We start from the raw sequence: 26,231 nt of genomic DNA, 5'->3' as shown, positions 1-26,231 counted from the left end.
TTTTTGATTGCTGTTAGCCATGCCGATAGTGTCGACTACCAGCCCGTTTCGCATCTTTACGCGCAAAATGGGCTAGTTTCGCCGCGCCAACTGTCGCTTGGTTCATTAACTTATCGAACTGGCGATCAGACAACCAATGCCGCGCCGCTAATGACACCCCGGCACCCATCCCAGCGTGATACCGAGTCTTCGGCTTCACATCATTGACCGCCCGCACCATCAATTTCGCAATCACACCTGGATTAGACGCAAACGTATCGAACAACGAGAGCATCGCCCCCACGTTACGTGCTTGCTGACCATAAGCCGTGTCACCAGACACTTCTAGTAATTTCTTTTCAGCGATGCCAGCCCATTCGGTCTTAATGCCACCCGGTTCAATAATCGACACGTCAATCCCGAACGGTGCTAGTTCCATCCGCAACGTATCGCTCATCCCTTCGATCGCATGCTTGGTACCCATATACCACGCACTCAACGGCTGATAAATCTTCCCACCGATGGACGACACGTTGATAATCCGACCACGGTGTTGTGCCCGCATAATCGGCAAGACCAGTTGCGTTAACCGCATCACACCAAAGACGTTCACTTTGAATTGATACTCACCTTCCGCCAACGGCACATCTTCCAGTGACCCATATGAGCCATAACCCGCATTATTGATAAGCACATCTAAACGTTGTTGTTCCGCTTCAATTGTTTTAACCGCTGCAACCAAGGTCGCTTCATCCGTCACATCCAACTTCAAGACGTGCACCCCCGCGGCCGCTAGATCCGTCATCTTTTCGACTCGGCGGGCAGCACCATAAACAATATTGCCTTGTGCCTGTAGCTTTAACGCTGTGGCTTTCCCAATTCCTGATGATGCACCTGTGATTAGAATGACTCGTGGCTTTGCCATAAGTTTTGGCCTCCCATTATCCTCAATTAATTACTGCCATGCTACGCCTTACCAGCACGAAATGCAATCGGATTCATAGCTGGAGTTATGCTAAAATAATGGTAAGTCATTTTGAAAAAAGGGGTTGGGAAAATGTCCGTTAACTTTGGAATTTTAAGTGCCGCTTCAATTGTGCCCCGTGTGGTTGCCGGCATGCGTGAGTCATCCTTGGCAACGCCGCAAGCCATCGCCGCTCGGTCACGGGTCAAAGCCGAAGCCTTAGCGTTACGTTGTCAGTTACCGACTGTCTATGACGATTACGAAACCTTATTGAATGATCCGCAACTTGATGCCGTTTATATTCCAACTTACAACGCTGGACACTTTCCGTTAGCCAAGCTGGCCTTGCAGCACCACAAACCCGTCTTACTCGAAAAGCCGTTCACTCTAACTGCTGACCAGACGCAGACTTTGTTCGACTTAGCTGCACAAGAACAAGTCTTATTAATGGCAGCACAAAAGGCCATCTTTTTACCGATTACACAGCAAGTCAAGCATTTACTGACGGCCGGAACGCTGGGACATGTGCGGACAATTAATATTACCGAATACCATCCTAGCGGCAATCCAACTGGCTGGTTCACCAATCGGGCGGCGGGTGGCGGCGCTTTATATGGCAGTGGTGCTTATCCGCTCGACTACTTACAATACTTATTTGCACCGACTGATTTAACGATGACCGGCGTCGCGACGATTCCGGCGGGCTTAACAGATACCCAAGCTGCACTCAGCTTGCAGTTTGGTGACTGTCTAGTAAACTTATTGATCACGTCAGCGCAACCGCAGCCTAGCCAGATGGTCATTCATGGTGACCTAGGCACCTTGACGATTCCTGACTACTGGAAAACGGATCACGCGACTTTAGCACTAACCGGCCAACCCATACAAATGCTCCACGCTGATCAACAAAGTGAATTTCGGTTTGAAATCGATCACTTTTGTCAGCTACTCACGAGCGGTCAAACAACGAGTCCTGTCATGACACCGGCCATGACAAAACGCACCATCCAATTAATCGAAGCTTGTTACCAGCAATGGTTTTAAATACGAGGAGGAATTGCTATGCCAATCAAACTAATTATGGACACCGATCCTGGAATTGATGACGCCGCAGCCATCACGATTGCCCTGAACCATCCCGACTTAGAGTTACAATTACTCACGGCCGTTGCCGGCAATGTTACCGTTGATAAAACGACGTTGAATGCGTTAAAACTCGTGCGTTTCTTCAATAGTAACGTACCCGTTGCTGAAGGCGCCGCACAACCACTGATTAAGCCCTTTGAAGATGCGGCCCGGATTCATGGCGAATCTGGGATGCCAGGCTATGACTTTCCAACTGATTTGCCCAAGCCGCTACCAATGACCGCGGTCGAAGCCTTACGTGATACGTTATTAGCGGCACCCGAACCACTTACGCTAGTCCCAACTGGCTCCTATACGAACATCGGCTTACTTTTGAAGACCTACCCCGAAGTCATCCCGCATATTAAACGCATCGTGGCGATGGGCGGGGCACTCGGTAAAGGCAACATGACCAGTGCCGCCGAATTCAACGTCTTCACCGATCCGCACGCAGCCGCCATTATGTATGCCTCAGGGATTCCGATTACGATGGTCGGCCTCGATGTCACGATGAAAGCTTTGTTAACCTCAGCAACCATGCAGACGTTGCCAACTTTAGGTCGGACTGGGACTATGTTGCACGCCCTCTTCACACATTATGGCGATGGCGACCAGACCGGGGTACCCATGCATGATGTTAATACGCTCTTTTACTTATTACATCCGGAAGCATTCACGACTGAGGCAATGTGGATTGACATTCAAACTGACGGCCCGGCGATTGGTGAAACGGTCGGCGATATTCGTGGCGCCTATCATGATGGCCGCACAAACGCTAATGTCTGTGTCGATATCGATGCGCCAGCGTTTAACCAATGGTTCTTAACCACCGTTGCCGCAATCAGCTAATGAAACCAGAAAATACCTGGATCTTACAATTCGGCGGAATTTTGATTTCAGCTGGGGTTATTTTAGCCGCGTTCGGCTGGTCTAGTTGGCCGCTCGCTACGATGATCTTAACGGCTTTACCGCTCAGTTGGGGATCGGTTCAACTGTCAAAAGCTTACAGCTCACCAGCTTTGAAACGTTTCTTTCTACTAATAGGCTTAATTATGATTTTAGATGTGGTACTCGGTTTAATTTGGTTTCGGCGGATTTTTTAGATTATTAGATGATCGTTCATCCCCAGTCTTAGCGCTTGTTATGTTAAGACTGGGGATTTATTTTGACCCTATTTTTCATTGATACAGAGATAATCCGTTTAGTGCTAGTTGGACTAAATCACCACTCGTACTTAAGTTTGGAAGACCGGATTGGGCTTCAAAATGACTCATGGTATTCCGGCACTTTATAAGCCAACCAGCAGGCGCCACTTTAACTAGCTCCAAGCCTACATTCGCAATAATCTGCAACCCTATTTAGGACCAACTTTCAATTATGATATAGGTTTAAAATCATCCACATGTTAAAATAAAGAGGACTACTATTAACTATTTAATTAGGATTGTTCACAAATAATTGCGAGGGGGATATTCTTATGAAAGTAGCCACCGATACCAATATCCATTATAAAATGTACAAGAAAGGACGCTTTTGGCTTTTCACTAGCCTATCATTATTAATATGGCAGTCGGCAAGCCTCAACGTTCAAGCTGACACTAATGATACTGATTCGACTACTACGATTACCAGCGCCACCACAACCGATACAAGTTATCAAACAGATACAGCTGTACCTCTAAGTCGAACACCTCAGGAATCAGGACCTAAATCTGAACCATCAGCGCCAGCTACAGAAGAAGACCAGCTACAATTTTCATCAACAACCGACCCATCCACAAAATCTGAAACAATTGTTGATGAACAAAAGACAGAAGAACCAATTCCCACTGAAACAGCAAAGGAACACTCAAATACCAGTAACTCTGAAAGCATGACACCACCCATTAAAGAAAAACTAGCGTCAGAGACAACAGATACATCTAAAATTAAACCCGCTAACATTAAAGATGACGTAGAAACAATAGCTATTGGCAAAAATGAAAGCGCTAACAGTTTTCGTGTAAAAACTAACTTTACTAAGTCGCCAGTAAATAATCAACTGTCCAATACCGCAAACTATAAAAATTTTACCGTCAGCTATACACCAGCAATTGAACAGATTAAAGCAACAACAATTGCTGATTTGCCAATCGCAGATACTGACTACGCTGGCTACCATGACGAAACCAACTTGGATAGTGGTATTTATGGTGACCCACATACGGGCTCAGAATGGTGGGTTGATCAAGACCAGATACTGCACTTAGGCGCTGGAACATTACCGGCTACTGAAGTCAGTAGCGTACTTAATGATGATGGGGTCCCGCAATTTGGAACAATTCCCTGGTTTCTTGGGGAACTAAAGCTTCCAAACAAACCATTTTATAAAATTAAAAACGTTATTCTTGAAGGTACTGTCATCGCCGAAAAAGATGTATCTGGGCTATTCTCGCACTTACCTGACGCCACTAGCATTCAGAATCTAAATTATCTCGATACTAGTCAAGTAAGTAATTTTTCTTATCTCTTTTTTGATTACAGAGGTGAAAATCTAGACGTTTCAAACTTTAAAACTGCAAATGCAACTACTATGCAGTCTATGTTTCACTGGTGTTTTAGGCTTAATAGTTTAAATTTGACTAGCTTTGATACTCATAAAGTTACTAGTATGTCTGGTATGTTTGCTGGTGATGAAAAACTTACAACACTGGATTTATCAAATTTCGATACGAGTAACGTTACCGACATGAGTCTAATGTTTGCACGTTGTGCAGGCCTTGAAAATCTAAATGTATCTAGCTTTAATACTGAAAAGGTAACCGATATGTCAATGCAATTTTGGTACACAGGACTATCAGACCTTAATTTATCTAACTTTAAAAGTACTTCATTGACACAGGCAGCTGGTATGTTTGCTACTTCTTTTGCAACAAGTTTGGACTTGTCAGGCTTTGATATGCATAATGTTCAAGTAATCAACACGACAAATTTTCCGATGTTTTTTCAAAATGCTTATCTAAAAACGATTACTCTAAACCCTAATTTTAAGCTAGAGTTGGCAGATGGCTCTAACGCTAACCTTGGTTCCGATAAAGATGCTAATCTCATGTACACTGATAACTGGCTAAACACCACTACCAATATCAGTTACAGTTCTTCAGAACTAATGAAGCAATACGGACCAGATTCGACAATTGACCAGACTTATACCTACACTCGCCACAAATGGGTTGATGCAAAAGACCTTACCTTGTACGTTGGCCCCAAAACAACCTGGCAACCGGCCGATAATCTTATAAGTGCCGCTATACCTGATGGAACTCAAGTGAGTGTTGAGAAACTAAAACCAACTATCGTTGACGAAAAAGGCAATATACTGGCTAATATTGATCTAACAGTTCCAAATAAAATATACAAAATTACTTATCATGACATGTTCAACTACTTTCCTACCGATATCACTGCTCAGATTCATGTTATTCAATCAGCGGCTCAAGTTTCAGGAACCGACCTATCTATCAATCTAGGGGATCAGTGGCGGCCAACTGATAACTTGACCAAGATTGTTGATGTTGATGGTCAAACACGAATTGATTTAACCGAACAAAACGTTACCGCAAAAGTCGATACAAACCAATTAGGAACCTACTATGTCAGCTATCATTTATTCGACAGTGCTGAAAATATAATTCCAATGGTTAATTCAACCGGTGACGCTATTGATTCAAATGGTTTTAAAGTAATTGTTTGCGGTATCCAATTAAAAGACAACCAAATCGCTGTAAAGACGACCGACAACTGGCAAGCCGCCACCAATCTAAAGCGTGCACTGGATCAAAAAGGCAACGATATCACGAATCAAGTCACATTTGAAATGCGCAATAATGACGATGACCAACTGACAACCACTTTAACCAAGCCTGGTACTTATACGGTGAGCTACAGTTATAACGGTCTGCCAACAGTCCAAGTTCAAGTCAGCGTGACCAGTAAAGCTACGATTTCAGTTAAGAATTCAACACTTAGATACGCCGACAAGTGGGACCCACAAGCCAACTTTGTCGCGGCTACTGACGTTAATGGTAAGAAACTATCACTAAATCAGTTAAGTTACCCGACTGATGCTGTCGATACAACTAAACCTGGAAAGTATCTAGTAACTTATCGTTATTTAGATGCTGTTGGTAACGAGACAACCGCTACCGCAACAGTTACGGTCCAGTCACCAGTCACTATTACAACCAAAGATAGCTATTTAACAGTTGGTGAGTCTTGGCAACCCCAAGATAACTTCGTCAGTGCTACTGATGAAAACAATCAGTCAATTGCCTTTTCCCAGCTTAAGATAACAACTACTGGTGTCAACACCAATCAGCCAGGAAATTACTTGGTGACTTATTCCTATCATGATGCTATGGAAAATGAAACAACTGCCAGTGCAGTAGTTACCGTTCAGGCCCCTACAACGATTAGCGCCAAAAACAGTACGTTAACAATTGGCGATTCTTGGCAACCTCAAGACAACTTTATTAATGCGATTGATAAAAACGGTCAAAAAGTTAAGTTCTCTGAAATCAAAGTGACAACTGATGGTGTCGATACAACCAGTGCTGGAAATTATTTGGTAACATATAGCTATGGCAAAGCAACGACGACTGTCACTATCACAGTTTTAGCAGCTGAGACACCAGATAGACCTGATCCAGAGCAACCACCAAAACCAGTATTACCAGTGACTGACCCACAACCAACACCAGAACCAGAACATTTAACACCGCCGATAACTGATAACAATTTAACTGCTAACCAGCAACCAATAATAATGACTAAGCATCCAAAGACAACCAGTAACCGTCAACAAATCTCGAAAGGAAATCTTACTAACCAAGTTTCAATGACCAAATCACAGCAACACTTGATTAACGATGTATCGATTAGCAACCATTCAGATTTATTAGCCATGAGTCAAGACGGTCACCTTAAACAGTCAATGACCAAGCTACCTCAAACTAGTTCAAGAACAAATCAGTCACTATCGATATTAGGACATCTTCTCTTAGCGCTAAGTGGTTTAATTAGTATTTCAGTGCTTACAACCAAACATCGTCGTTGATTTAACATGCGCTCATTAATCGATCAACATCACTCAACAGATTTTATTATAAAAAGACGACCACGGTCGTCTTTTTTGATACCCATTCTTTACGAAAACACTACACAATCATGCTATTGCCTACTCCGAATTGGCGGCAGACTATCATTAGTTACTACCGTCACTTTCAAAGGAGCTGGACGTTATCTTAACTGAACAAGATATGCCGTTTCCAAATGAAAATAATCAGCTAGAATACAAAGAACAGTTTAACGAAAAACTCAAAAAAGAAATCGCAGCTTTTCTAAACGGTCAAATGACCGGCTACATTTATCTGGGTGTCAACGATAAATCACGTCAACTCACCCATTCATTTACACCTCACGAAGCCCATCAGATTGAAGAAACCATTAGTCATTGGCTAACCAGTTCAATCTATTATCCCAGTCCAGTGGGTCTAGTCACTATCCATACTAACAATAGCCCGCTCTGTATCTCAGTAATAGGCGGTGATTACCAGCCTTACTCCCTTGACGGAAAAGTCTATATTCGAAATAATTCTGAATCCGTTAAAGCTTCCGCTGAACGTATTCAAAAGATGTTACGGCAAAGCAGTCTAGGCACCTATGATAAATCAGAATCAGCACAACAAGCCCTGACGTTTAAATATCTAGATATTATGACTGACGCCGCCGAATTAGACTTTAAGCAAAATGCACTCGGCTTTCAGTTAAGCAACAGTCACGCCTACACCAATACCGCCTTTTTAATGAGTGACCAATGTGACTTTTCCGTTAAAGTCGCCGTGTTTGAAGGTTTAACTGTTGATCAATTCAAAGATCGCAAAGAAGTTCGTGGTCCCATCCCCAAGCAGATTGATGAAGTTCTCGCCTTCTTAAAACTCAATAATCAGCTCTCTTCCGTTATCACTGGTGCTGGTCAACGGACCGATCAACAGAGTTATCCGATAGTTGCAATCCGTGAAGCCGTGATTAGTGCAATTGCACACCGTTCGTACTTTAGCCGCGCAATGGTTCAAATCGAACTCTTCGACGACCGTTTAACGATTATGTCCCCCGGCCCATTGCCAGGCGGCCTACAACCAGCCGCGATGTTGAACGGCCAATCGGTCCCTAGAAACTACAACGTTCTCAATTGCTTGTTCCGTTTAAAGTACATTGAAAACTATGGGACCGGCATGCGTCGTATCTTCAATAGCTATCGTGGAACTGGTCAGAAACCTAGTATTCTGGCGATGGAAGACTTTGTTAAGCTGACACTGCCTAATTTGAACTATACACAGCAATCCAGAGTCAATAATATTGAGCTTCAGCCCAAAACTACAATTGTCACGCTACAATTAAATAAGATTACCAATTATTTAGCAACCCATCCAACAATTACACGTATTCAAGTACAAGAACTACTAAATGTTAAAGAAAGCTCAGCTAATAAATATTTAAAAATATTAATAGATACTCAAAAAATTGTAAAAATTGGGGTTACCCGTGGTGTCAAATACCAACTAAATCAATAAAATCGGGAGATACCGGGAGATACTGGGAGATACTGGGAGATACCGGTACAACCAAACATCGTCGTTGATTTAACATGCGCTCATTAATCGATCAACATCACTCAACAGATTTTATTATAAAAAGACGACCACGGTCGTCTTTTTTGATACCCATTCTTTACGCAAACAACACATGATCATGCGATTATCAGCGTAAGCACCCAAGATTGGCAGCAAATCTACGATATGATAACCTCATCTTAGTCATGTGGTAACCACTTTTCAATTCATACATTTTAATCGGGCCACTAGTTAATGTTAACCCATCGCCACAACCCAGCCGAGCGCAATCGGTAGGGGGAAAATCATCCACCCATTCTTCGAAAGAAATTCCCAGCCATTCATCGGTCGTTGTCCCTCTGGCAAAGCTTTGACTGCCTGGTAAGACTGTTCTTTAACCTCAGCTACTTAGCCCCCGACCAGTTCATTCAGATCCACTTGTAAGAGATTGGCGAGCTTCACAACTGTATCCAAATCCGGCGACGTTGCACCCTGCTCCCACTTTGAAATCGACTGTCGCGACACAAATAGTTCGTGAGCGAGTTGTTCCTGTGATAAACTCCGCCGACGCCGCAATTTTACCAACTGCTGACTAAATACATTCTCCATGCTCTCATCCCCTTTTGCTTAGAATCATCATACCCGAAACACCTCGCGCTTCCTAGCGAACAAATCCGAACATCCCGCACTTTGCCCGGGCTAGTTGCGCCCGCCATGGTTGCACAATCGGTTGCAAACACCCAGGTGTCAAGCTGACATCGCCTAATTTGAACGCTACAAAAGCAGTTCAAACTCTAGCACTAAATCCCAATTATCCTCGCCAAACCGGGAGCAAACCGGGAGCAAACAAAAGCCCCAGCTCTAACGCTAACTGCGCTAGAACTGGGGCTTTTAAGTTTAGAGTTCACCTAAGTTATCCGGTACTAATTCGATCAACGGCTGACCGAAATTAACGTCATCGCCGTTCTTCACTAAGAACTGCTTGACTTGCCCAGATTGCTTAGCGACAACGGGCCGCATCATCTGCATCGCTTGAATCAAGCCCACTTGCTGACCAACACTAACGTGGTCGCCCACCGTCACATAGGGCGGTTCTTCCGATGAATGTGCCTGATAGTAGATGCCGACCACCGGGGCCGTTACACATTGTTTGGGATCAATCTCGTCCAACGGGGCCGCACTTACTGGTGTGGGGGCGGCAGTTGGCGCGACCGTCGTTGCTACTGAGGCCATCGTTGGCTGTGGGGTAACCGGCGCCTGACTCGCTGCTGGGGCATTTGGAATCGGTGCTGGTTGCGCCGGAGCTGGCACTGGTGTCGCCGCATGTGCTTGAGCCTTTTTGCCTAACTGAATCTCAAAATCTTTGTCGCGGTATTCAAAACTCGTTAAGCTGCTTTGTTCGAACTTATCCATTAATTGGTAAATCTGATCTAATTCCATAAAAACAACCCTCCAATAGTTTACGTTAATAATTATAACGCTAAGTGTATCGTAGGATTGTTATGGAAGTGTGATGAGTTCATTAAGAATCTTTCAAATTATGATGACTACGCGGAAGCCAACTGTTGCGCTGATACCGCGACTTTAAACAAGAATAATGGTGCTGGTGATTTACCAGCATCAGCATAGGCTAAGACGGCATCAACATGGTCCAACTGCATCAAACGATTATCCAACTGCCACAAATCCCGAGCATAATAATCATGACAATACTGAACGAGATTCGTCAAAAAATTGCCAATGGCTTCATTGACCGTATTGCCACGCCCATCGACACCCCAGAAATCCGCTGACTCAAGCCAATAACGTTGTTCGGCCAATTCTCGATAATGGCCCTCTTCATGAACTAAAACTAACCGTGTTCGCATTGCCAGGCCCCCTTCAAAATATCCTAACTTTTAATGGTTCTTAAGATACCACCCGGACCGCCAACTGACAATACGAAACAACGAACCCGTTTGAAATTAAGGTTCTTAAGTGAACCCACCTTAGTTTGCAAACAAGTCCGTTGTTTTGATTAAGAATCTAAACCGGCTTCTTGAGCTAAAAAGTAACCATGGTGTTGAATATCATGTTTCAAATCGGCCATTGTGAACTGATGATAATAGGCGCGATATTGCCGATCAGCGACCGTGAACAAATCCGTTAAGGTTTCACTGATATTAGCCGCAATCGCCGACTGATCCGCAGCATCGTCTGTCTGCGAATGTCCCGTAATAAAGCGCGCGTAACTTAACGTTGGCGGAATTGTGACATCATACAACTCCCCGACATTCATCGATGCCAGGTCTTTTTCTAACTGATAACCCCCGTTTTTTCCAACTGTCCCGATCAGATAGCCCTGCTTATGTAAAACTGACAAAATATTGCGAATCATCACTGGATTTAAATGCAGTGACTGTGCTAGCTCGCGACTAGACACTTTTTGTGGTCGATGTTCATCTAGATACAGTAAACTATGTACCGCCACCGAAAAATCAAGTTTCATAAACAATCCCTCCAGATTATCCGAAATTCGCCAAACTTGTATTAGCCTAATTCTACCACCAATTGTAATGAGTATCATTTCAATTAACATGGCGCTTACGTTATAATGACGCTCAGGGGGTCCTTTTATATGACAACTGAACTTAGTGCCGCCACCTTCAAACTAGCGGCCACTGCGGCGTTATCACCCGCTCAGCAACAACTTGAACACCAGTTGTTCACGTTCATTAACGAACATTTACACACGCCGCAACCGGGCCTTTTTGTAATCCATGGTGATGCCGGCACGGGCAAAAGTGCCGTCTTAGCAGCCGCTTTTGCCCGTTTACAAGCACTCAGCCGTAGTCAAACTGCTAATCCATTACAAGGCACGACCAACTATCTGGTCGTTAACCATAATGAGATGCTTAAAATCTATAAACGCTTGGCCGGTGAAGACGACCAGCTGCGTAAAAAGGATTTTCAAAAACCAACACCATTAATTAACCGCCTAGCGAAGACCAACCAACTGGCCGATGTCACATTTATTGATGAAGCCCATTTGTTACTAACGCAGCCGGATCGGTACAATCGCTTTAATCAGCACAACCAACTCAGCGAACTGATTCAGCATAGCCGCGTGGTAGTGATGGTCTTTGATGAACGGCAGGTCCTCAAGCTAAAGAGCTACTGGCAAGCTAGTGCCCTACAGCCCTTCTTAGCGGCCTATCCGCATCAACAATTTAATCTGGATACCCAGTATCGGGTCACGGGTAGTACCGCGGTCGTTGACTGGATCAATCACTTTACTCGTGGTCAGCTAACCGCCAAGCCACACGTCCGCGACTTTGACTTTCGCATCTTTGAGGACGGCCAGCCGATGTATGACTTGATTCGCCAACGCGATCAGACTGTCCAACTCTCGCGGATGATTGCGACCGCTGACTTTCCATACGTCGTTAATCACGGCACTTGGTATGTGACCGCGGGCAGCTTAAAGCTCCCTTGGGACAAGGTCAACTTAACGGATGATCCGTGGGCGCTACGCCCAGAAACTTTGGATGAAGTCGGATCCATCTATACCATTCAAGGGTTTGACTTGAATTATGCCGGCGTCATTTTAGGGCCATCGGTTGGCTATGACGCCACAACTGATCGGGTAATCGTCCGTCCTGAGCGCTATGAAGACCAAGAAGCGTTTAAAAATCGTGATGACTTGGGTAACTTAAACCCATTAAAAGCCCAGATTATCTTCAATTCCATTAACGTTTTAATGAAACGCGGTCGTTACGGCCTATATCTTTATGCCGTCGACCCCGTCCTACGCCAACGATTATTAGCGTTATAATAGAAGTAAACTTACGAGGAGGGATTTTTATGCAAGTCTCAATTCCAACTGAAAATGGGGTCCTAGCGGCGAAATATGCCAAACAAGCAGCGGCCAATCAACAGTACAAAGGCCACCCCATTATTTCGTTTCCAGTTCATATTCAAGCTGTGCCCGCTGGTACCAAAACCTTGGCGTTCGTTTTTTACGACCACGATGCGATTCCGGTTGGTGGTTTTACGTGGATTCACTGGATTGCAGCTAATCTACCGGCAGACACCACGCTGATTCCTGAAAATGCCAGCCAAACGGGGGCTGTTACCATGGTTCAAGGTAACAACTCAACTGCTGGCGGCTATACCGGGGAAACCGATTTAAAGGTTACGCAACATTACGTTGGGCCTTATCCGCCTGATCAGGATCACGACTACACCTTTAAGCTGTACGCCTTAGACACCGAGTTGCCCTTACAACCCGGATACTGGTTGAATGACTTCTACAAACTTAGTGCCGACCATATCTTGGCCACCGCTAAAACGATCGTTGTCGGTAAAAAATAAAGAAATTTAGCGATCTGATTTTAAAAAATCAGGTCGTTTTTTTATCACGCAAATTAACCGTTACCAAACGCCATCCAATCATATTTTAGTTAGAAAATGATATTTAAAAGTAATATTAGCGTGGCCAAAACGTACTACCTTCAACCTGAATATTTCAAAAAAGTGTGTTATACTCGAACTCGTTGTTTATCAAATATATTATAATTTTATATCAAAATTAGTAGGAGATTACCTTGAATATACACCTTAACAAATTAGAAATACGCGATTACCTTATCGGGTTTGCATTAGTCCTCATCATGGTCGGCATCGCCACTTGGCAACATGACTACGAAATTATCTTGCCCGAAATCGGCGCCCTAACAACTGGTACTTGGATCTATCACAAAAATGACTGGGTCAACCAACCGTTCAAAATTTTCTTAGCCCCATTTGGCACGGCGGTGCTAGGGTTCCTAGTAAATCAGCTAGCCATTGGTTACCCAGAAAAAGTCTTGTTGACCTTGATTGCCATGTTAATTTGGCTACGCATCGTTGGTTCAGCTTTAGCACCTTCATTTGCGACCGGGTTGTTACCCGTCATCGTCAACGCAACGCACTGGTCATTTATCGTCGCGATCTTTGCATTTACCGCGATTTTGATGCTGGGCGTTTACGTCCGCGGCTTACAACACGGTTGTAAACCCGGTGAACCCTTGCATTATCAATCCATGCTGATCTTTATGGTTGTTGCAGCAGCGTGGGTCGGCGGTGTTTGGCTAGTTGGTCGCCCACAGATGGCCGCAATTCCACCTGTATTAGTCGTCTTTTTTGAAGTCCTTCAAAAGCCGACTTACAGCGGTAAACTAATGTTCAAACAGATCATTGCCCTAAGTCTTGCCGCCACCATTGGCGTGTTGATCCACATCGGCTTGGCCTCATGGTTACTCACGACCTTAATCAGCCTGCCACTAGTTTTCATACTACTACAGCTACTTGACATCAAGCTGCCCGCCGCCTACGCGTTTCCATTGTTAGCACTCGTCTTACCTGCTAATATGTTTAGCCACTTACCGGTCACCGCAGTGCTAGCAGCCAGCTTCTTCTTAGGACTGGTCTATGGTTACAAAAAGTTGGCAACAGTGATCAAATTCGCTTCAGCGAACGACTAACCTAAAAAAAGTTAACTCAGCCATGACACTTCGGCTGAGTTAACTTTTTTATTTTGTCCTATTAATGCCGATATAACTTAAGCCAAGTAGACTAAGATGAATGCGATCAACGCCGGTAAACCTTGTACCACGATAATGTCCTTGCTGGCGGTGGCACTGCCATAGACGGCCGCCACCATGACACAAGCTAAGAAGAACAATGTCACCCCGGTACTAGCCACGGCGGGAACTACGAACAAACTAAACAGAATGCCGACTGCTAAAAAACCATTGTATAACCCTTGATTCCCCAACAATGTTTTTACTGCTGGGTCTTGTAATAATTTGCGTGGCACCCCGAATGCTCGTGAAGCCATCTCACTATCGGCATTAAACATTTCCAACCATAGAATAAAAAAGTGTTCCAAAGCAACGATGATTGCCATAATCATTGCAGCAACTGCCATAACGTCCAACCCCTTTACTTTCTAATTAACTTTAGTCTACCAAACTAACCGCCACGGATAAACCACTAACGCTCAAAAAAACAGCCAGCAACTGCCAGCCGTTCTAAGCGCAACATTTTACATGCCAGGCATCCAAACATCTTCAGGTTTAACCCCTTGTTCTTCTGCAAAAGCTTTCGTTAATGTTTCCATATCCATTAAATGGTATGTCTTTGGATGATCTGGATCATACGATTCAATCTGCGCCATCATCCCACCATCTTCATGTTCAATGATATGGCAATGATACATATAGACCCCAGTCAAATCAAACTTAACTTGAATCCGCACCGTTTCACCAGGGTTAACCCCCACGGTATCCTTCAAGCCATGTTCGTTCGGATAAACGGGGCCGTCATTCCGGGCTAACACTCTGAATTGTGTCCCGTGAACGTGGAATGGATGCACCATCCCGTTCTTCGTACTATTGGTATTACGAATTTCCCAGATGGCAACATCGCCGACTTTTTGACGGGCATCGATCCGTTGCATATCGAACTTCTTACCATCCATTGCCACTTGTTCGTCCATGCCATCCATCGTAATCTTACGAACCGGTAGCCCTGGCGTTGGCTTTTCTTCCGGGATATCCACTAAGTGTTCAGGCAACGTGGTGTCGTCTGGCGTATAGTCCTTAATCCGGAAACGCAGTAATGGCGTATCATCAGTCATCAAAGTAACTTCATCGCCTGGTTGATACTTACCAAAGTCCAAGACCAATTCATCACGTTCCGCACAAGTAATCATCAAATGCGTCATGTAAACTGGTGATGGCATGATCCCACCATCTGAACCAACTTGGGCAAAGGCCAGATCGTCATTAAAATGCAACCGCCATTCGCGGCGGTTAGACCCATTTAAGATCCGTAACCGGACGCGTTGCGTGGTGACATCAAAGTAAGGATTGACGGTCCCGTTAACCAATGCGGTATGGCCTTGAACACCATCGGGATCATAATCTGCGCGATAGTTAAATTGATTATCTTCATGGAATTCTCGATCTTGCAAGACCAACGGAATGTCATCGACCCCGTAGTTACGTGGCAATGGTAATTGATCTTCAACATCATCTTTGATAATCACCATTGCGGCCAAGCCTTTCCAAACTTGGGTCGCAGTGGATGGGCATGGATGGGCATGTAACCAGATTGAAGCGGCCGGCTGCATCACATCAAAATCAATATGATTGGTCTTGCCGGGATAAACTGGTGCATGACAGCCACCATCTGTGATTGGGCCGGGTACATTTAACCCGTGCCAATGGAACGTGGTTAATTCTGGTAATGCATTTTTTAAATCAATATGGGTGTGTTTCCCATTACGAAACACAATCGTTTGCCCTAAGAACCCGGCGTTATAGCCCCAAGTCTTGGTCTTCTTACCCGGTAGAAATTGGGTTTCACTCGCTTCAGCCTTGACGGTGTAATAGTCGTCAGTCGCCGTTTGCTTATCCGGCTTCAATAATGGTGGTACGGCCAGTGGTTGAGGAGCAACCTTCGGCGTAACTAACGGAATATACCCGCCATCATGGGTATTAAAAGCTGGTTCATCAAAAAAATAATCAGTATAGACTTTCTTTGCCATTGTGACATCCCCTCTAAAATTCTAAACAGTCTTTATTAATTGATTCCAATCAGATGTCAGCGCTTACTGATATCTATCTCTAGTTTAGAATTGTTTTAATTGAGTGTCAATGCCTGCCCAATATCCGATTCAAGTTCAAATACCAGACACCAAGTTAGTCATCAGCTAACTTGGTTCACTACTATCCTGCAATAAACCGGTTATCTAACGCCGAGCGGACCAGCATTGGCTCAGTGGTGTCATTTGACTTAGGCGAGTGGCTTTCGCTTATAAGACCCGCCCTTCGGCTCATAAACACGGCCACCACGTTCCAGCCAAGGCTGGCCCAACCAGAGTGACAAATTAATCATTATATATAGAAGAAAAAGGGCGAAAAAAAAGAATTCAGTCCCTAACTAGACTCAATTCTTAGTTTATTTTCCTAATTTTTAGGCCGGACCTTGGTTGCTGAAAGCCAAGGCCGGAAGATCTGCCAGTTACTAGGTATCTAGCAACCGAGTGGGGATTTCAATTTTAAGTTAAGGGCGACCTTCCAGATTGATAGCTGCCGCCAGATGAAGCTAAGTTTATTGTAAACTTAGTGAACTCTTCCCAACTGCCATGATGTCCCGTTTAGCAACCGCGGTCTTGTCGACCCCCGCAATTGCATTATACCGATTATTTGCCATCATCACGCTATGTGAATTAGTGCTGTGTTGCAACCCAATCACATGGCCTAGCTCATGTTCGGCAACGTGGACCCGGTCAGCTTTGGAATACTTATAAGTGGCAAGGTTCTTACGGAGTAATTTAACCGTTGCACTAGTGAAATAGCCTACCGAATTAGCTTTAGTAAACGTAATCCCGGCTAGCATATTATACTTGCCAGTCGTCGCAGTACTGGTTGTCAAGACAACGTCATGATCCTTGGAAGTACCAGCAATAAATTTGAAATCACCGGTCTTATTCCATGCCTTGATGGCTTTTTTATAAATACTGCGGTAATAATTGGATTTTGTTTTAAAAACATATGTCACTTCTGGTTGCCGCCAGCGGTGACTGCTAAATGGGGTAGCTGCTGATGATGCTTCAACGATACTCCCTAAGTTTAATGATAATATCACGGTAAGCACCATTAAAACCAACCGCATTCTCTTTCTCTTCATCGTATGGTACCTTCTTTCGCTTCACTGAAGGTAGCTATCAATGTACCTATATTTTAGGCCAAGCTACCTGTATTTTTTTATTCAGTGTCTGGAATTCCCCAAAAATCACACATCTTCTGAATTTTTTTTGTTAGTTAATTGCTGGTTCCAATTTCCAAAGCAAGTCACGCTCAACTTAGTGGTATGATGGAAACATCTTTGGATGAATTGGAAGTGTAACCTAATATGTCTATCAGCAAATTTATAGTACAACAGGCAATTTCACTTATCAAACCCGGAATGACCGTGGGATTCGGTGGTGGCTCCACAGTTGGTTTGTTAGTTAAAGAATCTGCCAACCTAGTTAACCAAATACAAGTTTTAACCCCTTCACCAACTACCCGTCAGTTAGCCACCGTCCTTGGCTATACCGTGATCGACCCCCAATACTGTGATCGCATCGACATTGCTTTCGATGGCTGTGACCAGCTGGATCACCGTCACTCCGCGCTTAAGAGCGGTGGCGGTATTCATACTAACGAAAAAATCATCGCGACCCTCGCCGATGAATACTGGTTGTTAGCACCGAAGAACCGCTTAGTGACGCAGTTTAGCACCGATATACCGTTAGTCTTAGAAGTCTTACCAAAAGCCTTGGCACTAGTCATGCATCGAGTTGCCGCTTTAGGTGGACAGCCAACCGTTAGAACCGCAAGCAATCGCGACGGTCTAACTCTGACTGATAACGGTAATCTCTTGATTGATTGTCATTTTCCAAGCTACAATCAGCTATCCAATATCAACCAACAGTTATCAGCATTAGCTGGTGTCGTTGAGACCTCTTTTTTCGATCATTTAATCACCAATGCTATTCTGGGTGACCCCGACACCAACACAATAAATTACTTATATTAAATTTTGTTTACAACAGTAAATCCGACTAAAAAAGCCGTTTTTATCCGACTAATTGTGTAAAATTAGTTCGCATAAAATGGCTTTTCATATTATCAATACTTATTATGCTGTTGGCTAACTTGGGTTATCAGTTGACAACCTAGTTTGATTAAAACACTGATATAGCCCTATTTTAATCTTTTTTAGTTGCTTTTGTAAGCTAAATTGACAAAACTTTTATTATAAAGATTAATAATACTTATTCTGAGTGCTATCGTTTATACGTTAATTTAGCCTTACCAAAGCAGTATTATAAATGCTTATAATTTTACTGGCATTTCAATGTCCAAGCTGTGCTTATCAGGCGTATTTTGACGTTCATTCAACTAAATCCACTGAATGTTCACCCAGTTTGACTGTTAACCACAGCTTAGTGCCCGTCACCGGAAACTAAGCTTTGAACCCCGTCATCAATTAACCGGCAGTCATGCAGTCACAAACCCCATCAAATCAGGAATCGGTTACATTATTCATGGTCATTTGATTTCAGGCGTCAGCTTATCATTCAGGCAGTGATTTCATTCGAATTAAGGTGTTGATTTTAGGCTAAACTACTTACAACAGGGCTTTATGCAGCTAACACCAAAATTACTGGTATAAGATTAGTTTATATTGAAGAAAATTGACACTCACTCATAACTTATATACCGATAAATAGAAATAAAGGCGTTTTCTCTACCCTTTCAAGTTTCAAGCCACTAAGTTTACTTCGATTAACCTAGCAACAATCGCTATTTTTGAGTCAAAAAAGCCAAGGTCACTTCGAATTCGAAATGACCTTGGCTTGATTTTTAATCTGACTACCGGAATCGTTGTTGGCCAGCCATTAATCGTGATAATTGGCCTTTAAACTCATCACTATGACGCTCAAATTCAGTTAGTTGAGAACTCATTGGCACTGTGTAATCTGCGACTTCGCCATGCTCGCCTTGATCCAGGCCGAGTTTTTCTTCATCCACCCCAACTCGCATCTTAACAACCCGCTTTAAAACGATAATGATCAACATGCAGAGCCCAGTCGTAAAGGCTATCGTGAACACCGTTGCCAACACTTGGATGCCAAACAACTTGATGCCACCGCCATACAAAAGTCCGTTCAGACTAATGGTCGGGTTGACGGTCTTCGTCGCAAAGACACCGGTTAGTATGCTGCCAACAATACCGGAAACCCCATGACACCCGAAAGCATCCAAAGCGTCATCAATTCCTAGGCGTGGCTTTAATAAGGTGATGAAGCCATAGCTTGTTAAAGTTGCAATCAAGCCAATCCAGAAGGCTCCGGCAGCAGTAACGTAACCGCAAGCTGGCGTAATCCCAACCAGTCCGCATAACGTCCCGGTACAGACCCCGACCAGAGTCGGCTTGCCTTTAGTGACCATGTCCATAACCATCCACGTCATCATGGATGTCGCCGTCGCCACCGTAGTCGTCAAGAAGGCTTGGATCGCCACATCATTCATCGCTAGCGCTGACCCCGCATTGAAGCCGTACCAGCCAATCCATAAAATCGCCGTTCCAAGTAAGACCCATAAGATATTATAATGTTGCGTTTCACCCTTACCATAGTTATAGCGTGGTCCCAAAAAGGCCGATAAGACTAACGCCGTAATCCCAGCATTAATATGCACCACCGTGCCACCCGCGAAATCTAGTACCCCTAGATGGGCCAGTAATCCATTGTCCCAGACCATATGCACCATCGGATAATAAATCAGAATCGACCAGCAAGCGATGAAGGCTAATAAAAACTTAAACCGAATTCGACCAACGACGGCGCCCACAAACAGCGCCGGTGTAATAATGGCAAACATCATCTGAAAAATAAGATACAATCCATTGGGAATCTTTGTCGGCGTCAAAGCCGTCAAGTCAATACCATGTAGCCAAACTGCCTTAAGATTCCCAACGATCCCCGCAACATTGCCGGAAAACGCCAAAGAGTACCCAACCAACAGCCAAAGCAAAATTGCTAAGCCACAAATCATAAATACCGACAACATCGTATTAACAACGTTGCGTTTGGATACCAGACCGCCATAAAAGAAAGCCAAGCCCGGTGTCATGAACAATACCAATATACTAGATAAAACTAAAAACGTTGAATTTGCAGCGTTCATATTGTCATCCCCCATCTGTACCATTTAATGTTAGAAAGTATAACATTAGTAATAAATAAATCACAGTATTTTTTAATAAATAGATTTATTTTGATGATTTTTAACCAAACCCGCAGTTAATTAAGTAGCCCATACCAACCAACACGTCAGCTTTTCTAACATTAGCAGGCACTTGCTGCTAATTAACATCGTCACCTGTTAACTATCGGAACGCTAACGACACGGCTAAGCATTTTAGTAGCCACTCCCTCGGCTAAATGACCGAACTGAAAATAATCAAGTGTTATTTTTTAAGCCCCGTTAGTTAATGGCGGGTGACCCAGAATTGGTTCAGTGGTGTCGTTTCTCCTAGTTGGTGATTTTCCCATTTAGCTAATCCCGCGGCTTGGAAGACCTCAACCTCGGCTTCCAAACGCATCCACCACGTTCCAGCCGATGCTGGGCCAACCGGCACTAAACGTACCAAGCATGGTTAATTATCTTAAGTTTCAACCCCTAGCTGATGGATTAAGTTAGAACCAAACTTAATATAATGAAGAGATACGTAATAAACCGTTTTCAATATTGACTTCTATTTTTGCGCATTGTAAGCTTACTAGCGTTCTATTAGAAAATGATTAGATAGATACTTAATCTCTTAATAATTAAAACGGAGGTACATACTTATGCGAAAATATGCGATTATCGGGGTTGGCCATGTAGGGGCAACCATTGCTTACACGTTAGTTTGTAAAGGAATTGCCGATGAACTAATCTTGATTGATACAAATGCTGGCAAGGCTCGTGCCGAACAATTAGACTTACAAGATGCACAAGCACGGTTAGATAGTCGGACGATTATTAAGATCAACGACTATCGTGAATTAGCCGACACTGACATTCTCTTCATTACTAGTGGGAACATTCACGCATTAGATCATGCCTCTGGCAACCGCTGGGCAGAATTTGAATATACCAAAACCATCGTTCAAGAGATTGCCCCTAAAGTTAAGGCCTCGGGTTTTAACGGCGTCGCCATTGATACGATGAATCCTTGCGATGCGATTACCCATTATTTCCAACAAGCAACTGGGCTTTCACGCGCTCAAGTCTTCGGTACAGGAACTTTCTTGGACACTGCCCGGATGCAAAAAGTTGTTGCCGAAGTCTTTGACTGTGACCCTAAGAACGTCAGTGGTTACGTCTATGGTGAGCATGGCGAATCACAATTCAGCGCCTGGTCAACCGTTCAAGTCAACGGTATTCCCATTACCGACTTAGTCACCTCCCACCAGCTCGATTTGGATGCTTTGGAAGCCGAAGCTCGACACGGTGGTTGGGCGGTGCATTCCGGCAAAGGCTACACGAGCTTTGCCATCGCGACGTGTGCTGTCAAGTTAAGCGAGGCCGTCTTCGCCAACGCCCGGCTCGCCTGTCCAGTGTCTGCTTACAGTGACCGCTTCGGTACTTACGTCGGTCAACCGGCTATCATCGGTCGCGATGGTGTTGAAAGTGTCACCACATTAGCTTTGACCGCCGAAGAAGAAGCTAAGTTCCAAAATTCAGCGAACACAATTATCGAAAAGTTCCATGCCTTTGATGATGTCTTAAATACCAAGACAACTTCGGCCCAACGCAAACCAGCCTAACCAAAAATCACGAAAGCCCAGGATCAACTCAATCATCGAGTCGATCCTGGGCTTTCGCTAGTTAAGCTTATCTTTAGCTAAACCAAATTGCCATCTGTTTGGTCCCCACAAGTTTATAATGAAATCAATCAATTTATTAACTAGGAGGGACCTTCCTTTGAAAAAGCGTACATTATTGACTGGTATTTTAACCGCCGGACTCATCCTCACAGTCGGCACACTGCCTGCACAAGGTGCTAGCAAATGGCGATCTGGCGCGCCAAAAGTAGTGCTAGGTACTTGGCGGACTGCTTATACGCACAATCATCATTACAATCCATTTTCCTATTATTTTCGTGACACCTTCACGGTCAGTATGACGGATACGGCTGGGGGTACAGCCATGTACAACCGCCATCCTCATCACCTTAGTAACGGGTCTGGTTGGGGCGCCAACGCACAATTACACTACCAGAAATTGGCCAGCCACACTTACCGACTTCGTTCCTACATTGATGTTAAGCACCACCGCTTGCCACTCATTTATCAAGTCACCTTAAGCCACCATCAACAACAGCTCACCCTCACTCGGTTAAACGGTGTCCCAACCAAATTAGGCCGCTTTTATAAAATCACCAACTAAAAACACTACCGTTAAATCGGTGGCGCTTTTAGTCATCAGACTTAACTAAGCCACCACTATCATAAAGCGGGATCAGTTTCGATCACTTGTTGTTGCCATAATTGCCAAACATTGGCAGTTGAAAAATCACTAGCCCGCTGGTACGCCCCCGTGCTTAACCGTTGGCGCAAAGCAGCATCGGTCATCACTAGTATAATTTTGGCCGTCATTGCTGCTCGATCACCATATGGCACCACATAGCCATTCTGGGCTTGCTTGATGATATACGCCGGACCATAGTAAGTGTCATACGAGATAACCGGAACTCCTTGGGCATTAGCCTCCAATAGCGCCAACGCAAAGCCTTCCAAATGACTTGATAGCAACATCAATTGAGCTTGTTGATACACCGTTTCAAGGTGCGGCGTATAGCCTTTGAAGGTCACAACTGCCTGTAGCCCCGTACTTTCAACTAACTGGTGTAACCGCTGCGTTTCATGGTTACCGTTAATCGCATCACCATACCCATAAATATCTAGTGTCAGCCAAGGCAATTGCTCATACGCCGCCTTAAAGGCTAGAATCGCGTCACTTAAATTCTTTTCAGCAAATAGGCGGGCCACAATAACTACCTTGCCTTTAATTCGTGGCGCCGCATCAATTGGCACTGGACTGGCTTCTAACTGCGCAGTTTCAACCATTCCTACTGGGATATTGACGATTGGGACTTGTGTTCGCAAGCGTTGCCGTAAATCTTGCGCCTGTTGTGGCGTTGCCGTGACAATCAAGTCAGTCCGACTTAATTGATCCGTATAACGCAAGGAATCATAGACTAATTGTGCCTGGAACGGTTCACGATAATCATCAAAATGAACACTATGCAAATATTCAACTTTGCGGGCCGGGGTTTGCATTAAGGTCATCGGTAGATTAGCCACGGCTGTCCGATCAGAGATGAACGTATTGCCACCGCCGTCACGCTGATTCAAGTCATCATAGAATTGGGTAATCATTTGGTCCCGCTTTACACATGACGTCACCTGCCCCGCCGACGTCTTTAACCGATAATTAGTCGCCACAACACTAGTCCCGCGCTGTTGGTACGTAATCTCCAAATAGATTTGCCCCGTCAACGTATAGAATTGTTCCAAAACCAAATAAGTCGTGGCGGGCGCCACCGTCGTGGTCCAATACTTGGTATATGCCCGAAATCCCCGTTCATCATAGATATCCGTACAACTTTTTTGATCAGCCGCATCGAAATAAGTTACTGTACTAATGACCGCTTGCCGATTAGTAGCATACTGAACCGTGGTAACTCGTCGCTGACCATCCCAAAAGCTAGCGCCTGCCGCCTGCTTTTCTAGTCGATAACCCTGCTGCGCAACCGGTAAATCGGCTAAGGTCAAAGGTGTAGCGGCATAAGTCTCAGTCCCAGCATAAAAGTCATAGAGATTGACAAAGTTTTGTTCCGCCAATTGCCAGACCGCATTGTCACTGCGCGTCGTAGCCGAATAATCAATCGTCACTAACTGTGCCGGTACCCCGAATTGGTTAAACAACCGAATCCGTTTCAACTCAGCATGTTCCACCCCGGACGCCAACGGTCCCAGATGATCGTTCAAAAAATAATACATGGTTCCCCTCGCTTTCATTGTGGCTATCCAAAAAGCAGGCAACTCATCACTGAATTGCCTGCCTGATTAAATTAACTGCTTTTGCAAGAAAAATTAGCTTAAATTAGATGAGTTCTTCACGCCGTTTTCGCGCACCCAATAAACCAACTAGACCTAACATAATTGTGCCAGCGACTGCTAATGACCCGGCGCCGGTTTCATCCGTTTGTGGCAACGTTCCAGCATGACCTGTACTTGCGCCAACTGGGTTAGACACTGAACCTTGCAGGTCACCGCCACCCGCATTAAGATCAGCACCGGCCGCAGTTGTCCCAGCTCCAGCCATCGCTGGTGTGGCCACGCCATTACCACCAACTAGACCATTGCCGTTACCAGCAACAGGATTAGTGCCATTGTTCAAGCCATTACCAGTACCAAGCATTGTGCCATGACCTGGCGTTGGACTAGTATGCAACATACCCGTATTAGCGTTAGTACCGCCATTCACGTGATGACTATTGCCAGCCACGTTAGTTCCGGCACCCGTCACTGTTCCGGTATGGGTCCCGCCAACATTAGGCTTAGTCCCATTGCCAGCAGTTATGCCACTACCATTGGTGCCTAAGTCTTTAGTTGGTACCGTCACAACAATTGCCTTACTTGGCACGCCCACATGGGTGGACGTGAGGTAAAGCTTATCGCCAGGTTTTAGTTGTGCATTCGGTACCGTTAAAGTAAAGCGACCATCAGACCCAATCGTCGTTGTGCCCAAAGAATGGCCTTGACCATCTTTAATGGCAATGATTGCACCTGGCTTACCAGTGCCAGTAACCGTGACGCCATTATTATCGTGCTTAACCACGATATTACCTGGTTGCGCGCTTGGTACAGTGATCGTAATGGGGTTACTATCAGTACCAGCTGTCGTTTGTGTAATAACAACCGTTTGACCAGGCTCAACAGCGCCCGCTGGAACAGTAATCGTAAAGGAACCATCCTTACCTACTGTGCCAGTTGCTACTTTATGACCAGTTGTGTCCGTGACCACTACTGTCGATCCTGGTTGACCATGACCACTAACCGTGACCTTGTCATCCTTATTATCGACAACCACACCAGCAGGTTGCGCTGACGGTACTTTGACACCAATGGCGGTGCTTAGACCACCATCAGTAGCCTGTACCACTGCCAAAACAGTTCCCGCTTTGCTATTATCAAGCGGTACCTGAACGTCAAAGCTACCATCATTGCCAACCCTACCAGCAGCCAACGTATCACCATCTGCCGTAAAGAGATAGATGGTTGACCCAGGCGTCCCTTTACCAGCAACATGTGCATGTCCATTAGCTGCTACGGTGACCGTTAAATTAGTAGGTTGATCAGCTGGCATTGTAATCGTAATGGCCTGACTATGTTGACCACCTTTAACTTGAGTTAACGTGACCTTTTGGCCAGCTTTAGCAGCTTCCTTTGGTACCGTTAGCTTAAAGTTGCCATCACTACCTAACGTGCTGCTAGCAATGGCCTTACCAGTAGCATCGCTAATCGTGATGGTTGCTCCAGCAGTTCCTTTACCACTAATCACGACTGAACCATCAGCTTGCTTATCAGTCGTGATATCTGTCGGTGACGACAATTTGTCTTGATTATTGCCGGTGGTTGAACCGGAGCCGGTATTGGAACCAGAGCCGGCATTCGATCCGGAACCTGCATTGGAACCGGAACCTGTGTTTGAACCAGATCCAGTATTTGAACCAGAGCCTGTATTTGAACCGGAACCAGCATTCGAGCCTGAGCCAGTATTTGAACCTGAGCCAGTGTTCGAGCCGGAACCGGTATTTGAACCTGAGCCGGTGTTTGAACCAGATCCTGTATTTGAACCTGATCCGGTGTTTGAACC

Annotated in this window: 22 protein-coding genes; 11 read left to right on the top strand and 11 right to left on the bottom strand. The window is 44.7% G+C overall.

Going from position 1 to position 26,231, the window contains the following annotated elements; genetic code table 11:
* Nucleotides 1-13 precede the first annotated feature (13 nt).
* The gene (locus FFM80_RS00680; RefSeq protein ID WP_137639054.1) at nucleotides 14-904 is read right to left on the bottom strand and encodes an oxidoreductase; all 891 of its coding nucleotides are present in this window, start codon (nucleotides 902-904) and stop codon (nucleotides 14-16) included.
* 132 nt (nucleotides 905-1,036) lie between these two features.
* On the opposite strand from FFM80_RS00680, the gene FFM80_RS00675 reads away from it, so the two are divergent.
* The 5 genes from FFM80_RS00675 to FFM80_RS00655 all read left to right on the top strand — a co-directional run bounded on the left by FFM80_RS00675 (nucleotide 1,037) and on the right by FFM80_RS00655 (nucleotide 8,679).
* Complete coding sequence (locus tag FFM80_RS00675; RefSeq protein ID WP_137639053.1) at nucleotides 1,037-1,987, top strand: Gfo/Idh/MocA family protein; 951 nt, start codon at nucleotides 1,037-1,039, stop codon at nucleotides 1,985-1,987.
* Nucleotides 1,988-2,005: 18 nt separating this feature from the next.
* On the top strand, nucleotides 2,006-2,917 hold the full coding sequence (gene rihC, locus FFM80_RS00670) for a ribonucleoside hydrolase RihC (protein ID WP_137639052.1): 912 nt from the start codon (nucleotides 2,006-2,008) through the stop codon (nucleotides 2,915-2,917).
* The gene (locus FFM80_RS00665; RefSeq protein WP_137639051.1) at nucleotides 2,917-3,171 is read left to right on the top strand and encodes a hypothetical protein; all 255 of its coding nucleotides are present in this window, start codon (nucleotides 2,917-2,919) and stop codon (nucleotides 3,169-3,171) included. Before rihC ends, FFM80_RS00665 begins: the two co-directional genes overlap by 1 nt.
* A gap of 374 nt (nucleotides 3,172-3,545) precedes the next feature.
* The gene (locus FFM80_RS00660) at nucleotides 3,546-7,163 is read left to right on the top strand and encodes a bacterial Ig-like domain-containing protein (RefSeq protein WP_137639050.1); all 3,618 of its coding nucleotides are present in this window, start codon (nucleotides 3,546-3,548) and stop codon (nucleotides 7,161-7,163) included.
* A gap of 202 nt (nucleotides 7,164-7,365) precedes the next feature.
* Nucleotides 7,366-8,679 (top strand): ATP-binding protein, encoded by a 1,314-nt coding sequence (locus tag FFM80_RS00655; protein WP_137639049.1) that lies wholly within the window; start codon nucleotides 7,366-7,368, stop codon nucleotides 8,677-8,679.
* Between the two features lie 447 nt (nucleotides 8,680-9,126).
* Here the strand turns inward: FFM80_RS00655 and FFM80_RS00650 are convergent, their stop codons facing one another.
* The 4 genes from FFM80_RS00650 to FFM80_RS00635 form a co-directional block, all read right to left on the bottom strand.
* On the bottom strand, nucleotides 9,127-9,327 hold the full coding sequence (locus FFM80_RS00650; protein ID WP_137639048.1) for a helix-turn-helix transcriptional regulator: 201 nt from the start codon (nucleotides 9,325-9,327) through the stop codon (nucleotides 9,127-9,129).
* A gap of 288 nt (nucleotides 9,328-9,615) precedes the next feature.
* Nucleotides 9,616-10,158, bottom strand: a complete 543-nt coding sequence (locus FFM80_RS00645) for an acetyl-CoA carboxylase biotin carboxyl carrier protein (RefSeq protein WP_137639047.1) — start codon at nucleotides 10,156-10,158, stop codon at nucleotides 9,616-9,618.
* A 107-nt stretch (nucleotides 10,159-10,265) separates the two neighbouring features.
* A complete protein-coding gene (locus FFM80_RS00640) occupies nucleotides 10,266-10,586 on the bottom strand; it encodes a hypothetical protein (RefSeq protein ID WP_137639046.1) in 321 nt (106 codons plus the stop codon).
* A 149-nt stretch (nucleotides 10,587-10,735) separates the two neighbouring features.
* The gene (locus FFM80_RS00635; RefSeq protein ID WP_137639045.1) at nucleotides 10,736-11,206 is read right to left on the bottom strand and encodes an RrF2 family transcriptional regulator; all 471 of its coding nucleotides are present in this window, start codon (nucleotides 11,204-11,206) and stop codon (nucleotides 10,736-10,738) included.
* A 129-nt stretch (nucleotides 11,207-11,335) separates the two neighbouring features.
* Here FFM80_RS00635 and FFM80_RS00630 point away from each other — a divergent pair, with 129 nt between their 5' ends.
* The 3 genes from FFM80_RS00630 to FFM80_RS00620 all read left to right on the top strand — a co-directional run bounded on the left by FFM80_RS00630 (nucleotide 11,336) and on the right by FFM80_RS00620 (nucleotide 14,222).
* A complete protein-coding gene (locus FFM80_RS00630; protein ID WP_137639044.1) occupies nucleotides 11,336-12,532 on the top strand; it encodes a DUF2075 domain-containing protein in 1,197 nt (398 codons plus the stop codon).
* Nucleotides 12,533-12,561: 29 nt separating this feature from the next.
* Nucleotides 12,562-13,071 (top strand): YbhB/YbcL family Raf kinase inhibitor-like protein, encoded by a 510-nt coding sequence (locus tag FFM80_RS00625; RefSeq protein ID WP_137639043.1) that lies wholly within the window; start codon nucleotides 12,562-12,564, stop codon nucleotides 13,069-13,071.
* A gap of 299 nt (nucleotides 13,072-13,370) precedes the next feature.
* A complete protein-coding gene (locus FFM80_RS00620; RefSeq protein ID WP_137639070.1) occupies nucleotides 13,371-14,222 on the top strand; it encodes a hypothetical protein in 852 nt (283 codons plus the stop codon).
* A 77-nt stretch (nucleotides 14,223-14,299) separates the two neighbouring features.
* On the opposite strand, the gene FFM80_RS00615 is transcribed toward FFM80_RS00620, so the two are convergent.
* The 3 genes from FFM80_RS00615 to FFM80_RS00605 all read right to left on the bottom strand — a co-directional run bounded on the left by FFM80_RS00615 (nucleotide 14,300) and on the right by FFM80_RS00605 (nucleotide 17,436).
* Nucleotides 14,300-14,668, bottom strand: a complete 369-nt coding sequence (locus tag FFM80_RS00615) for a DUF1304 domain-containing protein (RefSeq protein ID WP_137639042.1) — start codon at nucleotides 14,666-14,668, stop codon at nucleotides 14,300-14,302.
* Between the two features lie 117 nt (nucleotides 14,669-14,785).
* Entirely contained in the window at nucleotides 14,786-16,291 is a 1,506-nt protein-coding gene (locus tag FFM80_RS00610; protein ID WP_137639041.1) for a multicopper oxidase family protein, read from the bottom strand.
* Between the two features lie 566 nt (nucleotides 16,292-16,857).
* Entirely contained in the window at nucleotides 16,858-17,436 is a 579-nt protein-coding gene (locus tag FFM80_RS00605) for a matrixin family metalloprotease (protein ID WP_137639040.1), read from the bottom strand.
* 225 nt (nucleotides 17,437-17,661) lie between these two features.
* Between FFM80_RS00605 and rpiA the strand changes: the two genes are divergently transcribed.
* A complete protein-coding gene (gene rpiA / locus FFM80_RS00600) occupies nucleotides 17,662-18,330 on the top strand; it encodes a ribose 5-phosphate isomerase A (protein ID WP_137639039.1) in 669 nt (222 codons plus the stop codon).
* 839 nt (nucleotides 18,331-19,169) lie between these two features.
* Here the strand turns inward: rpiA and FFM80_RS00595 are convergent.
* The gene (locus tag FFM80_RS00595) at nucleotides 19,170-20,486 is read right to left on the bottom strand and encodes an ammonium transporter (RefSeq protein ID WP_137639038.1); all 1,317 of its coding nucleotides are present in this window, start codon (nucleotides 20,484-20,486) and stop codon (nucleotides 19,170-19,172) included.
* A 665-nt stretch (nucleotides 20,487-21,151) separates the two neighbouring features.
* On the opposite strand from FFM80_RS00595, the gene FFM80_RS00590 reads away from it, so the two are divergent.
* Both FFM80_RS00590 and FFM80_RS00585 read left to right on the top strand, forming a co-directional pair.
* The gene (locus tag FFM80_RS00590; protein WP_137639037.1) at nucleotides 21,152-22,114 is read left to right on the top strand and encodes an L-lactate dehydrogenase; all 963 of its coding nucleotides are present in this window, start codon (nucleotides 21,152-21,154) and stop codon (nucleotides 22,112-22,114) included.
* A gap of 157 nt (nucleotides 22,115-22,271) precedes the next feature.
* Complete coding sequence (locus FFM80_RS00585) at nucleotides 22,272-22,736, top strand: hypothetical protein (protein WP_137639036.1); 465 nt, start codon at nucleotides 22,272-22,274, stop codon at nucleotides 22,734-22,736.
* A gap of 59 nt (nucleotides 22,737-22,795) precedes the next feature.
* Here FFM80_RS00585 and FFM80_RS00580 read toward each other — a convergent pair whose 3' ends face one another.
* Both FFM80_RS00580 and FFM80_RS00575 read right to left on the bottom strand, forming a co-directional pair.
* A complete protein-coding gene (locus FFM80_RS00580) occupies nucleotides 22,796-24,352 on the bottom strand; it encodes a glycosyltransferase (RefSeq protein ID WP_171001002.1) in 1,557 nt (518 codons plus the stop codon).
* A gap of 103 nt (nucleotides 24,353-24,455) precedes the next feature.
* A partial coding sequence (locus FFM80_RS00575) for an Ig-like domain-containing protein (RefSeq protein ID WP_171001001.1) occupies nucleotides 24,456-26,231 on the bottom strand: 1,776 nt, incomplete at its 5' end.

The organism is Lactiplantibacillus dongliensis (assembly GCF_005405105.1).
Classification (GTDB): Bacteria; Bacillota; Bacilli; order Lactobacillales; family Lactobacillaceae; genus Lactiplantibacillus; species Lactiplantibacillus dongliensis.
This window is presented reverse-complemented; position numbering and strand designations above follow the sequence as displayed.

Excerpts from the sequence above, each read along its gene's own strand:
- FFM80_RS00680 (WP_137639054.1), bottom strand. The coding sequence starts at position 904 with ATGGCAAAGCCACGAGTCATTCTAATCACAGGTGCATCATCAGGAATT.
- FFM80_RS00675 (WP_137639053.1), top strand. The coding sequence starts at position 1,037 with ATGTCCGTTAACTTTGGAATTTTAAGTGCCGCTTCAATTGTGCCCCGT.
- rihC (WP_137639052.1), top strand. The coding sequence starts at position 2,006 with ATGCCAATCAAACTAATTATGGACACCGATCCTGGAATTGATGACGCC.
- FFM80_RS00665 (WP_137639051.1), top strand. The coding sequence starts at position 2,917 with ATGAAACCAGAAAATACCTGGATCTTACAATTCGGCGGAATTTTGATT.
- FFM80_RS00660 (WP_137639050.1), top strand. The coding sequence starts at position 3,546 with ATGAAAGTAGCCACCGATACCAATATCCATTATAAAATGTACAAGAAA.
- FFM80_RS00655 (WP_137639049.1), top strand. The coding sequence starts at position 7,366 with ATGCCGTTTCCAAATGAAAATAATCAGCTAGAATACAAAGAACAGTTT.
- FFM80_RS00650 (WP_137639048.1), bottom strand. The coding sequence starts at position 9,327 with ATGGAGAATGTATTTAGTCAGCAGTTGGTAAAATTGCGGCGTCGGCGG.
- FFM80_RS00645 (WP_137639047.1), bottom strand. The coding sequence starts at position 10,158 with ATGGAATTAGATCAGATTTACCAATTAATGGATAAGTTCGAACAAAGC.
- FFM80_RS00640 (WP_137639046.1), bottom strand. The coding sequence starts at position 10,586 with ATGCGAACACGGTTAGTTTTAGTTCATGAAGAGGGCCATTATCGAGAA.
- FFM80_RS00635 (WP_137639045.1), bottom strand. The coding sequence starts at position 11,206 with ATGAAACTTGATTTTTCGGTGGCGGTACATAGTTTACTGTATCTAGAT.
- FFM80_RS00630 (WP_137639044.1), top strand. The coding sequence starts at position 11,336 with ATGACAACTGAACTTAGTGCCGCCACCTTCAAACTAGCGGCCACTGCG.
- FFM80_RS00625 (WP_137639043.1), top strand. The coding sequence starts at position 12,562 with ATGCAAGTCTCAATTCCAACTGAAAATGGGGTCCTAGCGGCGAAATAT.
- FFM80_RS00620 (WP_137639070.1), top strand. The coding sequence starts at position 13,371 with ATGGTCGGCATCGCCACTTGGCAACATGACTACGAAATTATCTTGCCC.
- FFM80_RS00615 (WP_137639042.1), bottom strand. The coding sequence starts at position 14,668 with ATGGCAGTTGCTGCAATGATTATGGCAATCATCGTTGCTTTGGAACAC.
- FFM80_RS00610 (WP_137639041.1), bottom strand. The coding sequence starts at position 16,291 with ATGGCAAAGAAAGTCTATACTGATTATTTTTTTGATGAACCAGCTTTT.
- FFM80_RS00605 (WP_137639040.1), bottom strand. The coding sequence starts at position 17,436 with ATGAAGAGAAAGAGAATGCGGTTGGTTTTAATGGTGCTTACCGTGATA.
- rpiA (WP_137639039.1), top strand. The coding sequence starts at position 17,662 with ATGTCTATCAGCAAATTTATAGTACAACAGGCAATTTCACTTATCAAA.
- FFM80_RS00595 (WP_137639038.1), bottom strand. The coding sequence starts at position 20,486 with ATGAACGCTGCAAATTCAACGTTTTTAGTTTTATCTAGTATATTGGTA.
- FFM80_RS00590 (WP_137639037.1), top strand. The coding sequence starts at position 21,152 with ATGCGAAAATATGCGATTATCGGGGTTGGCCATGTAGGGGCAACCATT.
- FFM80_RS00580 (WP_171001002.1), bottom strand. The coding sequence starts at position 24,352 with ATGTATTATTTTTTGAACGATCATCTGGGACCGTTGGCGTCCGGGGTG.